A 12368-nucleotide genomic window follows, 5' to 3' on the forward strand; every position below is an offset into this window, starting at 1 on the left:
GACGATTAAAGGGCCTCGAACGAGGCCCTTGGGAAGCTTACTTGGCACCCAGCGGCGCTGGCTCTGGGACAGCAGAACTGCCCATCGCCTTCTCATCGCGGATTATTGAACGATCCTTACGCACGTCAGCCACATCGGAGGCACTGATGGCCTTGGCATTGTTCCCCCAGCTCGAACGGATAAAGTTCACCACGTCCGCCACCTGCTGGTCGTTCAAGCGCCAGCCAAACGGCGGCATGGTGAGATTGGAAACTGCTCCCTTCACCGCTGGCGTGGTATTGCCGACCAACACAATGTGGATCAGCGAAGTCGCGTCTTCGGTCTGCACCACCGGGTTGCCCTTCAGCGCCGGGAAGGCGCGCTTGTAACCAACACCATCGGTACGATGACAAGCGGCACAGTTATCGACGTACAGCGCGGCTCCGGGCTTACTGTCGTTACCACGCCACAAATCTTTGGCAACGCTGTCTTCAACCGGTGCGGCCTGCTGTTTACCGTCTTTCGGCGGTAAGGTTTTCAGATAGCGGGCGATCGCGGTCAAATCCTCATCGCTGAGATATTGCAGGCTATGTTCGATCACGTCGCTCATGCCACCAAAAACCACAGACTTATCGTTGCGGCCGGTTTTCAGGAACTCGGTCAGTTCACTCTCGCTCCAGGTGCCTAGGCCATCTTTATTATCGCCACGCAGGCTGGATGCCACCCAACCGTCGATCGGCGCGTTACTGCCAGACAGGTAGTCATCCCCTTCCGTGTTGCTCAATGCTTTCTCTTGCATGGTCAGGCTACGCGGCGTATGGCATGCCCCACAGTGCCCAAGGCCTTCGACCAGATAGCGACCACGTTCGATAACCGGATCGGCGTTAGCGTTTGCCGCGAAATCGGCAGGCGTGGGTGCAAACATCGAACGCCAGATGTGCAATGGCCAACGCATGGACAGCGGCCAGGGAATATCGGAGTCTTTGTTCACTTGTTCGACGGGTTGCACGCCGTGCATGAAATAGGCGTACATGGCACGCATATCCTCCTCTTTTACCAGCGCAAAAGAAGGATAAGGCATCGCCGGGTACAGAGTGCTGCCGTTCTTGGCGACACCTTTACGTACCGCATTGTCGAAATCTTCAAAACTGTAATCGCCAATCCCGGTAGTTTTGTCCGGGGTGATGTTGGTGGAATAGAGAGTGCCAATCGGCGTTTCCATCGCCAAACCACCCGCAAAGGGCACGCCGTCTTTACCATTGGTATGACAGGCCACACAGTCACCGGCACGTGCCAGATATTCACCCCGTTTGAGCAATTCGCTGCTGACCGCCGCGTCCTGCGCCAAAACGGAAAAACTCAGTGCACTGAGAACCAGTGCGGGAACCAAAGCTTTCATCACTCGCCTCCTCATGCCTGCACCAATGGGCCTGGGTTTTTCAGATACTGCTCGCGAATGGCACGGGCAGACCAGTAGGCCAACGCGGCAACGGTGCCGGTCGGATTGTAGCCTAGCCCCTGCGGGAAGGCCGATGCGCCGATCGAGAACACGTTATGCACGTCCCAGCTTTGCAGATAACGGTTTACCGCGCTGGTCTTGGGATCTTCTCCCATCACCGCACCGCCGTTCATGTGCGTAGTTTGATAGCTGGTGGTATCGAAATGGCTGTTGGCATTTTTCGGGCTGCCGGAAATCAGTTTCGGGTTCATCGCCTTGGCAATCGGAGCCATCTTGTTAAACATAAACTGCGCCATCTTGATGTCGTTTTCCTGCCAGTCGAAGGTCATCCGTAGCAGAGGTTGACCAAAGACGTTTTTATAGGTCGGATCGAGATCGAGGTAATTGCTACGATAAGACTGGTGCGCGCCATGCGCATCCATAGAGACATGGTGCGTATAAGCATCCGCCACCGCGGCTTTCCACTTGCTGCCCCAGGCTGGAGTGCCAGGAGGCGTCGGCAGGCCGGAGATCGGTTTGGTACCCGCCTGGTTAACCCAGAATGGTGAGCCACCGACAAAGCCTTCTTTGCCGTGGTCAAAGTTATCCGCGTTAAAATCATCCACACCGACGCCGTTGCCGCCAGCGCCGATAAACGGGTTGGTGTGGACATCCTTATCGAAGAACGCCTTGATGGTAGTCATGTTCTGGTAGGCAAAATTACGCCCAACCACCCCTTCACCGGTCTGTGGGTCGTAAGGTTTGCCAATGCCGGAGAGCAGCATCAGGTGCACATTGTGGAACTGGAAGGCTCCGAGGATCACCAGATCGGCAGGTTGTTCAATCTCGCGCCCCTGGGCATCGATATAGTTGACCCCGGTCGCCCGGCTTTTGTCGGCGGTCAGGTTAACCTTCAGCACGTTGGCATTGGTACGCAGCTCAAAGCGCTTCTCCATGCGCAGTGCTGGCAGGATATTGACGTTTGGCGAGGCCTTGGAATACATGTAGCAGGCATAACCGCTGCAGTAACCGCAGAAGTTGCAAGGACCCATCTGCGCGCCATAGGGATTGGTATAGGAATCTGAGGTATTGGCAGAGGGCAGATTGTAAGGGTGATAACCCACTTCACGCGCCGCCTTTTCAAACAGCTGCGCGGAGAAGGTGTTCTTCTGCGCTGGCAGTGGGAAATGGTCGGAACGGTCTGGCGCAAAGGGGTTTCCGCCTTTGTCTTTACCCACCAACTGCCCCTTCACCGACCAGGCAGTGCCTGAGGTGCCGAATACCTTCTCGGCCTTATCGAAGAACGGCTCCAGCTCGTCGTAGCTCACCCCAAAATCCTGGATCGTCATGTCTTTTGGAATAAAACTTTTGCCGTAGCGCTCTTCATAATGGCTGCGCATACGCAGCTCGATAGGATCGATACGGAAATGCACGCCAGACCAGTGCAGACCCGCTCCCCCCACGCCGGTGCCTGGCAGGAAAGCCGCCAACTGCCGATAAGGCACTGCGGTTTGGCTGCTGTTGTGACGGATGGTCACCGTACTTTTGGAAAGGTCCTGGAACAGCTTACGGCGGATATTATAGGTCAGCTCATCGATCACCTGCGGGTAGGAGCCGTCTGGGTAGGTATCGCGCATCGGGCCACGCTCAAGCGCCACCACGTTCAGCCCGGCCTCGGTCAACTCCTTGGCCATAATGGCACCAACCCAACCAAAACCGACGATCACCACATCCTGCTTCTTCATTACCGTTGCCATAATTATCCTCTCTCCCCACGAATCGATACCGGTGGGAAGGGATAACGTTCCCCTCGCTCAACCCAGTCCATAAAGTCAGCGCGTGCGCCCGGAAAATTAATCAGCTTCCATCCCACCATTTCTTTGTTACCGCCATGGATCGGATCGCTGAAAAAACCTTCACGGGTATTTTGTAATAGATAAGAGAAGAACAGCTTGGCAGGCAGTTGCGCAAAATCGGCCTCACCGGATTCGAACTTCTGCAACAGCGCATCCTGTTGTGCGCCATCCAGCTCGGCGAATACTTTACCTGTCGTTTTCTTGCTGTAGGCATCCGCATCGCTGATACCGAGGTTATAAATCTGTTTCGGCACCAACGGTAGTTGATAACCCATTTCCGGTGCGACATCGGGATTGAACGGCCCTTGCATGTACCAGATTGAACCGGTGGCATAAGGCGTATTCATCTGCCGATCGATAAACTCCGGCACGCCGGCTTCCAAAGCGCCCGGGCCGCGCTCGTCCGCAGGGATCAAACGCGCAACCGCCGCCTGAACAAAGGCCCACTCTTCGGGGGTAAAGAAAGTAGGTTGATAGTCAGTCTGCTTGGGAGTATCGCTAGCGGCAAGCACCGGTGTGGCCGCCGTCAGGGCACTCACACCGCTGCCACCGATAACGGCTGCGGGGATCAGCGTCATCGACTTCAGCAAGAAATCACGCCGGGAGTTGTTGGTTTTATCGTTCGACATAGCACATTCCTTCCAAAAAAAATCACAACTATTTAACCTCAACCTCGCGGTCTATACGGAGTTTAAACATATATTGTTACGTAATTGTTTATTTTTTGAAGGTCAGAATGTGAGCTTTGGCAGCAATGTTACCGGTAACTATTTGATTGAACGTAAAGTTTTCTTTGTTAATGTAAAATTAACAATTTGTGCGGTTTTTTAGTTCAAAAGGCGGGAGAACAGCGGAAATGGGATGTGTAGCACATTTTTACCGGCAAGAAATAGCAAAACCGGCCCCTTAGCGAGGCCAGCCGTAGACAATCTTAGGCTAGTAGGCCATCGCTTGATAAGCGGTGGTAACCTTCCACAAGTAACGCGGCGCTTGCGGTGCCGGGTGCTTCTTCTGGATATGCTGATAAAACTCGTCCGGGCTCATCTGATTGATGCGGTTTACCGCCACACGTTTATCTGATGAGAAGGTCCGTAACATCGCGCCAGCCCCATTCACATAGGAAACGATGGTGGCATAACGTAACGTTTGTGGATTAGTGATCCCGGCTAGCTGCTGGCTTTGAAGAATATTGATATAGGCTGTTCCCAGATCAATATTGACCGCCGGATCCTTCAACTCACGTGAACTTGGCTGTCCGTTCTTTCCCTTCATACGGTAAGCATCACGTCCAGCGGTTGAGGCTTTCAGCTGCATAAGCCCCACGGCATTCGAGGTGCTGACCACATTCGGGTTAAACCCGGACTCCACCTGAATGATCGCCTTAATCAGCGTTTCATCGACGCCATAGTTGCTGGCGGCCTGACGGATATAATCGTTATAAGCGACCGGTGTACCGGTACGGTTGCTTGATGTTTGCGGTGGGGTTTTTAGCCAACCGCCCGAAGTGCCACTGCCTGTCTGGTTGCCGGTTGTTTGCGGATCTTTCGCACAACCGGCTAATAGTACGATTGCCATCAGGCAACCTATTTTTGTTTTCACAGAATCCCTCACTCCTTTCAATGAGTTGCGTAGCATATACAACTGGTAAGGATACCTGCATAACTTTTTTGGTCTATTCTCAGGCTATCCATATACCAAGAGGTGATTTATGAGTCAATCTTCGTCCATAGGATTTGTGGTGTCTTTCACCTATCCGGAACAGAGCTTAACCGATTTAGCCAAATTAACCGGACAAATGACGCTGGCCGGTTTTTCCACCATGCTCAGCGACAGCAATGGCGTACCCCATGAGCTGGGGATCAACAGTTTTTCGCTAACAACGCCATTAAATCAAGAAGATGTAAAACAGTTGGCACAGGGGTTGGGCGAGGTGGCATTGGGGGCAAAACCCGAGGTCGAGATAGTCACTGGCAGTGACTACTTTAAGCGGTTACATCCCGATACATAAAATGTTATAACTCACACGGCGGTACTATTTCATTAACAACAAACTAACCCCTTGGCAAAGCTGGGTGATGCTTGACTTCCGCTCAATTGATATTGATAATCATTTTCATTTGAATCAGGAGACGTCATCATGCCAATGAAAAACAACGTATTTACTCGTCGTCGTTTTAGCTTGTCCCACTTTCGCCCCCTTGCCCTGCTCTGCGTATGCCTCAGCGTTATTGTTGTGAGCCAACCGGCTTTGGCAAAGGACAAACTGCGCGTGGTGACAACCTTCACCATTATCCAGGATATCGCCCAGAACGTGGCAGGCGACGCCGCCGTGGTAGAGTCCATCACCAAGCCTGGGGCGGAAATCCACGACTATCAGCCCACGCCGCGCGATATCGTTAAGGCACAGCACGCCGATCTGATTTTATGGAACGGAATGAACCTGGAGCGCTGGTTCCAACGTTTCTTCGAAAATATCAAACAAGTGCCCGCCGCCGTAGTGACCGAGGGGATCACCCCGCTACCGATCCACGAAGGCCCGTATAACGGTAATCCAAACCCCCATGCCTGGATGTCGCCAAGCAATGCGCTGATCTACATCGAGAACATCCGCAAAGCGCTGGTACAGCACGATCCTGATAACGCGGAAACCTATAACCGCAATGCCAAAGCCTACGCTGAAAAAATCGCGGCGCTGGATGCCCCGCTACGCGAGCGTTTGTCGCGTATTCCGTCAGCCCAGCGCTGGCTGGTAACCAGCGAAGGTGCCTTTAGCTATCTCGCCAAAGATTATCAACTGCAAGAAGTCTATCTGTGGCCGATCAACGCAGACGAACAGGGTTCACCGCAGCAGGTGCGCCGGGTGATTGATACCGTGCGGGCCAACCACATTCCGGTGGTGTTCAGCGAAAGCACCATTTCGGATAAACCTGCCAAGCAGGTGGCCAAAGAAACCGGCGCACAATACGGCGGCGTGCTGTACGTCGATTCGCTGTCTGCCGCCGACGGGCCGGTGCCCACCTATATCGATCTGCTCAATGCCACCGTGCAGACCATCGCCAAAGGATTCAATCAATGAGTGCAGAGACCTTTATCCGCCCTGAGCTCAGCGTGGATGACGTATCGGTCACCTATAACAACGGCCATACGGCGATCCATAACGCCAGTTTTACCCTTAGCGGTGGTTCGATCTGTGCGCTGGTGGGGGTTAACGGCAGCGGAAAATCGACCCTCTTCAAAAGCATCATGGGCCTGGTAAAACCGACATCTGGCCAAGTGATGCTGAGCGGGCAACCGGTTGTCGCCGCGCTGAAGAAAAATATTATCGCCTACGTGCCGCAAACCGAAGAAGTTGACTGGAACTTCCCGGTGCTGGTGGAAGACGTGGTGATGATGGGCCGCTACGGCAAAATGAACTTCTTGCGCATTCCTACCAAGGAAGACCGGCTACGGGTCGATAAGGCCTTGGAGCGCGTTGGCCTGAGTGAGCTGCGTAGCCGACAGATCGGCGAGCTTTCCGGCGGGCAAAAAAAACGTGTATTCCTGGCCCGTGCCCTGGCTCAGCAGGGAACGGTGCTACTGCTTGATGAGCCTTTTACCGGCGTGGATGTCAAAACCGAGAACGCCATTATCGAGCTGTTACGTTCGCTGCGCGATGAGGGACACCTGATCCTGGTATCGACCCACAACCTTGGCAGCGTGCCGGAGTTTTGCGATCGGGTGATCCTGATTAACCGTACCGTGCTGGCCGCCGGCCCGCTCGAGACCACGTTCACGCAAAGCAATCTGGAACTGGCATTCGGTGGTGTATTGCGCCATATCAACCTCTCCGGGCCCGATTTGCACGATGACAACGATCCCCGCACCGTGACCGTATTAACCGATGACGAACGCCCTGCGGTGTTTTATGGCCATACCAAGAGCGATCCTCCAGCGCAAAGTCAGCAAAAGGAGAATAATCCCTGATGCTCGAACTCCTGCTACAGCCGTTCAACTACAACTACATGGTCAAGGCGATGTGGGTCAGCGCCATCGTCGGTGCGGCCTGCGCTTTTCTGTCGGCGTATCTGATGCTGAAAGGCTGGTCGTTGATGGGGGATGCGCTTTCCCACTCCGTGGTGCCTGGCGTGGCCGGTGCCTATGCCCTTGGCCTGCCCTATGCAGCCGGTGCATTTTTCACTGGTATGTTGGCCGCGCTGGCGATGACGTTGGTACGCCACGTTACCCGCCTGCGTGAGGATGCGATTATCGGCTTTATTTTCTCCACCTTTTTCGCCGTCGGCCTGTTGATTATTTCACTCAATCCCACCTCGGTGAACGTGCAGTCGATCATCTTCGGCAATATTCTCGGTATCGCAGATGAAGACGTGTTACAGGTGGAGATTATTATCGGCGTTTCGTTACTGATCTTATGCCTGGTGTGGAAAGACCTGCTGGCGGTATTTTTCGACGAGAACCACGCGGTATCGATCGGGCTTTCGCCATTAAAGTTGAAGATCCTGTTCTTTACCCTGCTGAGCGCTTGTACCGTGGCCGCACTGCAAACCGTCGGCGCCATTCTGGTGATCGCCATGGTGATCACTCCCGGCGCTACCGCCTATCTGCTGACCGACCGTTTTGGTCGGCTGGTGATTATCGCCATCGCGATCGGCGCCTTGACCAGCGGCCTGGGTGCCTATCTTAGTTTCTTCGTCGACGGGGCAACCGGCGGCGTGATCGTCACGTTGCAAACGCTGGTGTTCCTGGCGGCCTTCCTGTTCGCACCGAAGCACGGGCTGTTAGCCTCAAAACGCCGCGTCACCCGTGGCAATTCTCCGGAGGGCAACTGATGGAACTCCTGTTGCAATGGTTCTCTGAGCCGTTTGCCTATCCCTTTATGCAGCGCGCCATCATCGCGGCTATCGTCACCGGTGTCGTCTGCGCCGTGCTGTCTTGTTATCTGGTGTTGAAGGGCTGGTCACTGATGGGAGATGCCATTTCTCACGCTGTGCTTCCCGGCATCGTGCTGGCCTTTGTGTTCAGTATTCCGCTGGCGATTGGCGCATTTCTTTCCGGCATTTTCTGCGCGGTCGCGACGGGTTATCTGAAAGAACACAGCCGGGTAAAGGAGGATACGGTGATGGGGATCGTATTCTCGGGCATGTTTGCCTTTGGGCTGGTGCTGTTTGCCCGCATAGATACCGATCAACACCTCAGCCATATCCTGTTCGGCAATATGCTGGGGATCACCGACGGTGAACTGCAGCAAACATTGTGGATCGCCGGGATCACGCTGGCGATCGTGCTGCTCAAGCGCCAGGACTTTATGCTCTACTGTTTCGATCCGAACCATGCGCGCGTCATTGGTCTGCCAGTGAAGTTACTGCACTACGGCTTACTGTGCCTGCTAGCGTTAACCATTGTGGCCTCGCTACAGGCGGTGGGAGTGATCCTGGTGATTGCGATGCTGATCGCACCGGGGATCATTGCATTCACCCTGTGCCGCAGTTTCAACCGGATGCTGATCGTCGCCACCGTCGCTTCGGTTTTTTCCTGCGTGCTGGGCACTCTGATCAGCTTTCATATCGACGGCGCAACCGGGCCGTGCATCGTGATCGTGCAGGCGCTGCTGTTTGTCATCGCCCTGCTCTATAGCCACTTCAAACCCGTGCAACGTCACGAAATCACCGTAGTTAAAACCAACCCGTAGGCGCCGCATGCGGCGCCCATTTATTGCTGCTGATAAATATCGGGCCGTGCGATCTGCCAGACAAAGTCCTGCTTATTGACCGGCTGATAGCCTACCTGTTGATACAGCCCCGGGGCACTGCTGGTCACCAACATAATGCGCCGCAAGCGTTGTAACACCGGATGCTCCAGCATGCAGGCCATCAACCATTTGGCCAGCCCCTGCCGCGTAAACTCGGGGATGACGAACACGTCACACAAATAGCCGAACGTGGAGTAGTCCGTCACCAGCCGGGCAAAACCAATCTGCTGGCGCTGATGATAAAGGCCAAAACACAGGCTGTTATCGATCGACTGCTGCACCGTTGCCAACGAGATCCCCTGCGCCCAACTGGTAGTCGCCAAAAAAGCGTGGGTGACAGCCAGGTCCAACTCGCTTTTATCACTGTTGATACGAAACTCACCGCGCTGCCACTGCTGACTCGGCTCCATTGCCCACTCCCGTGAAAATTGATTGGTTTGAAAGTAACGTCTAAACATCGTCGACCTTTTGCCAAGTTGCAAGCTGAGACGTACTTAAATTAATCAATAGCGTATATACTTTGACCAGACACGCGGCGATGATATTTTCGTCAATAGATGGCGCAGCTGTGCGCCACATCGTGTTTTCGCCGCAGGAAAGACGCTAACCTAATGAAATCGCAGGCAACACAGAAGGGGATTACTATGTGGCAAGCCGTTAGCCGTCTGTTAAGTGAACATCTTGGCAGCGCAGAAATCCGCGAAAGGACTGAACTGCCCGGGGGTGAAATCCACCCGGCGTGGCGCGTGAGTTACGGTGACAGCGAGGTGTTTGTTAAATGTGATGCCCGCGAAATGCTGCCGATATTCACCGCAGAGGCAGACCAACTGGCGCTGTTGGCGCGCAGCAAGACCGTGCGTGTCCCCGAAGTGTATGGGGTTGGCAGCGATCGCGATTACAGTTTCCTGCTGCTGGAGTATCAACTCCTTAAGCCGCTGGATGCGCACGGGGCGCACTGTCTCGGCCAACAGCTGGCCCGCCTGCACCAATGGAGCGAACAACCGCAGTTCGGCCTCGACTTCGATAACCATCTTTCCACCACGCCGCAGCCCAACGCCTGGCAACGCCGCTGGGCGGAATTTTTTGCCGAGCAACGCATAGGCTGGCAGCTACAGCTGGCAGCGGAAAAGGGCATGACCTTCGGTGATATCGACGAAATTATCGACGTGGTGTACCTACGCTTGCAAAACCATCAGCCACAGCCCTCCCTGCTGCACGGCGATTTGTGGCCTGCCAACTGTGCTCAGGCCGCCGATGGGCCTTTGCTGTTTGATCCAGCCTGTTACTGGGGCGACAGAGAGTGTGATTTGGCGATGCTGCCGCTTTATCCCGATTTGCCCGCCCAGATTTATGACGGCTATCAGAGCGTGTGGCCGCTGGAGGCCGGGTTTATCGAACGTCAGCCGCTGTATCAGCTTTATTACCTGCTCAACCGCAGCAACCTGTTTGGCGGGCAGCATCTGGTCATGGCACAACGGGCCATCGACAAGTTGCTCCATCCAGAAACGCTGTAATATAAAGGGTGGCACATTGGTGCCGCCCTTTAATTTCAGATCTAGGCCACTCCGGCCATTTGCCCTAGCAGCTTGAGCACGAAATAAGCCACCACGGCGATCACCACCGGCAAGATATACAGCGGGAAGTATTGCAGCAAGATGGTGTGGTGCGGCAACGTCACCCGCTCTTCCAATTGCTCACGCGTGTGCCCTTCGCTGCCCTTGGCCTGTTCGAGGATCATCTGATCTTCCAGTCCCTCACGGATAAACTTCACCTGACGCGACATGCGCGCACCGGAAGTCTGCAATGCCAGGCCGACAAAAATCAGGAAATAGATAATGATAAACATCAGATTAGCGCCGCTAAACAGGCTCTTATCCACGTCCGGTACCGGTGAGTTGTACCAGAAAATATTCAGGAATGGCGTATTGAACCGCACCATGTCGACCATAACGTGGACAAAATCCAGCATCACGGCGTTGATCCCTCTGGACTTCTCACTGTGTTGATAAACAAAACCCAGCAGTGAAACCAGCGTTGAAAGTAACGCCGGGATGAAAACGACCCATCCGAAAATGCGTTTCAAGATGGCAACGCGCCCAGCCTGTTGATACGTCATGTGTTCCCCTTGTAAGCGACGTAACCGTTGTTGCGCTAAGTCTACCTGTAGTTAATGAAACTCGCCCACCGTTTTCTTCGTCTTCCAGTCTGAATCCAGTGAGATCCAGCACTTTGAGATAACCCCCCCGGCCCGAAGGGTGCAGGTGCCTGAACAAAAATGATAGAGTGGCGAAAACATTTTCCTTTACTGGTGCTGCAGGAGTTAATTGTTAATGGCTTATTCGCAACGCATAGCAAGCGCAATTTTTGATATGGACGGTCTACTGATCGACTCTGAACCCCTATGGTTACAGGCGGAAATGGACATTTTCAGCTCATTGGGGCTGGATCTGTCTGACCGTCACAAACTTCCGGATACGCTAGGTTTACGCATCGATCTGGTGGTGCGGATGTGGTTCCAGGCCATGCCGTGGCAAGGCCCCTCTCAGGAGGAAGTCGCTGGCCGCATTATCGAGCGGGCCATCGAGTTGGTACGGGAAAAGCGCCCGTTGCTGCCTGGGGTGCAACAAGCGCTGGAACTGTGCCGTAGCCTGGATTTGAATATTGGGCTGGCCTCCGCCTCTCCGCTACATATGCAGCAGCAGGTGCTGAAGATGTTCGATCTGGAGAGCTATTTCGATCAGTTGGTTTCGGCCGAATACCTGCCCTACAGCAAACCTCACCCGGAAGTCTATCTGATCGCCGCCGAACGCCTGGGCAGCGATCCACAGCACTGCATTACTCTGGAAGACTCCTTCAACGGTATGATTGCCACCAAAGCGGCGCGTATGAAATCGATCGTGATCCCTGCGCACGAATACAGCCAGGATCCGCGCTGGGCCTTGGCTGACCTTAAGTTGCAAAGCCTCGAGCAGTTGACCGCCGCCCACCTGGCCTGACCTTGACGGCATCGGTCCTGCCGGTGCCCTTCCTCCAAAAAAACAAAACGTAATTTCATTTTTATTGAATTAACATCCCATTCAAATTATGCTAATCGCATAAAGAAAACACCGGGCGAATCGGTGACACTGTCACTGCCACGCAGTAGCCGTCGTAAGCCCGGTGCTTTCTTCCCTCACGGCTAGAGAGAAATACTATCATTCTGAATTCCTTCGACTTAACGGGAAAAGTGGCGCTGTTCACCGGCTGCAATATCGGCCTGGGACAAGGCATTGCGATTGGGCTGGCGCAGGCCGGTTGCGACATTATCTTCCCGCGAAGTTGAGCGAACGCAGCATTGCAGCGTCCCTAC

The 12368-nt window shown here is 54.2% G+C and carries 13 protein-coding genes and 1 pseudogene; 8 read left to right on the forward strand and 6 right to left on the reverse strand.

What is annotated here, in order from left to right; genetic code table 11:
- Positions 1–37 precede the first annotated feature (37 nt).
- From N6G83_RS15670 to N6G83_RS15685, 4 genes are all read right to left on the reverse strand, one after another.
- A complete protein-coding gene (locus N6G83_RS15670; protein WP_074030961.1) occupies positions 38–1378 on the reverse strand; it encodes a cytochrome c in 1341 nt (446 codons plus the stop codon).
- An 11-nt stretch (positions 1379–1389) separates the two neighbouring features.
- Positions 1390–3174 (reverse strand): GMC family oxidoreductase, encoded by a 1785-nt coding sequence (locus N6G83_RS15675; RefSeq protein WP_074030960.1) that lies wholly within the window; start codon positions 3172–3174, stop codon positions 1390–1392.
- Between the two features lie 2 nt (positions 3175–3176).
- A complete protein-coding gene (locus N6G83_RS15680) occupies positions 3177–3902 on the reverse strand; it encodes a gluconate 2-dehydrogenase subunit 3 family protein (RefSeq protein ID WP_074030959.1) in 726 nt (241 codons plus the stop codon).
- A gap of 307 nt (positions 3903–4209) precedes the next feature.
- Positions 4210–4872: a transglycosylase SLT domain-containing protein gene (locus N6G83_RS15685; RefSeq protein ID WP_024530028.1), complete on the reverse strand. Its 663-nt coding sequence runs from the start codon at positions 4870–4872 to the stop codon at positions 4210–4212.
- Positions 4873–4981: 109 nt separating this feature from the next.
- On the opposite strand from N6G83_RS15685, the gene ghoS reads away from it, so the two are divergent.
- The 5 genes from ghoS to N6G83_RS15710 all read left to right on the forward strand — a co-directional run bounded on the left by ghoS (position 4982) and on the right by N6G83_RS15710 (position 8959).
- Positions 4982–5281 carry a type V toxin-antitoxin system endoribonuclease antitoxin GhoS gene (gene ghoS / locus N6G83_RS15690; RefSeq protein ID WP_024486844.1) on the forward strand — a complete coding sequence of 100 codons (300 nt, stop codon included), beginning with the start codon at positions 4982–4984 and terminating at the stop codon, positions 5279–5281.
- Between the two features lie 129 nt (positions 5282–5410).
- Positions 5411–6349, forward strand: coding sequence for a metal ABC transporter substrate-binding protein (locus tag N6G83_RS15695; protein WP_248006677.1), 939 nt, complete (start codon positions 5411–5413; stop codon positions 6347–6349).
- Complete coding sequence (locus N6G83_RS15700) at positions 6346–7236, forward strand: manganese/iron ABC transporter ATP-binding protein (protein ID WP_024530031.1); 891 nt, start codon at positions 6346–6348, stop codon at positions 7234–7236. The genes N6G83_RS15695 and N6G83_RS15700 overlap by 4 nt, the downstream gene beginning before the upstream one ends.
- Entirely contained in the window at positions 7236–8099 is an 864-nt protein-coding gene (gene yfeC / locus N6G83_RS15705; protein WP_024530032.1) for an iron/manganese ABC transporter permease subunit YfeC, read from the forward strand. The genes N6G83_RS15700 and yfeC overlap by 1 nt, the downstream gene beginning before the upstream one ends.
- Positions 8099–8959 (forward strand): metal ABC transporter permease, encoded by an 861-nt coding sequence (locus N6G83_RS15710; protein ID WP_024530033.1) that lies wholly within the window; start codon positions 8099–8101, stop codon positions 8957–8959. Before yfeC ends, N6G83_RS15710 begins: the two co-directional genes overlap by 1 nt.
- A 20-nt stretch (positions 8960–8979) precedes the next feature.
- On the opposite strand, the gene N6G83_RS15715 is transcribed toward N6G83_RS15710, so the two are convergent.
- On the reverse strand, positions 8980–9429 hold the full coding sequence (locus N6G83_RS15715; RefSeq protein WP_211136395.1) for a GNAT family N-acetyltransferase: 450 nt from the start codon (positions 9427–9429) through the stop codon (positions 8980–8982).
- A gap of 234 nt (positions 9430–9663) precedes the next feature.
- Here N6G83_RS15715 and N6G83_RS15720 point away from each other — a divergent pair, with 234 nt between their 5' ends.
- A complete protein-coding gene (locus N6G83_RS15720; RefSeq protein WP_024530035.1) occupies positions 9664–10533 on the forward strand; it encodes a fructosamine kinase family protein in 870 nt (289 codons plus the stop codon).
- 41 nt (positions 10534–10574) lie between these two features.
- Here the strand turns inward: N6G83_RS15720 and N6G83_RS15725 are convergent, their stop codons facing one another.
- Positions 10575–11135 (reverse strand): YniB family protein, encoded by a 561-nt coding sequence (locus N6G83_RS15725; RefSeq protein ID WP_021178205.1) that lies wholly within the window; start codon positions 11133–11135, stop codon positions 10575–10577.
- A 214-nt stretch (positions 11136–11349) separates the two neighbouring features.
- Here N6G83_RS15725 and hxpB point away from each other — a divergent pair, with 214 nt between their 5' ends.
- Complete coding sequence (hxpB, locus tag N6G83_RS15730; protein WP_074030957.1) at positions 11350–12015, forward strand: hexitol phosphatase HxpB; 666 nt, start codon at positions 11350–11352, stop codon at positions 12013–12015.
- Between the two features lie 197 nt (positions 12016–12212).
- A pseudogene (locus tag N6G83_RS15735) lies at positions 12213–12326 on the forward strand (2-deoxy-D-gluconate 3-dehydrogenase); the annotation flags it as partial.
- Positions 12327–12368 lie beyond the last annotated feature (42 nt).

This window comes from Serratia sp. PL7, from assembly GCF_945957435.1.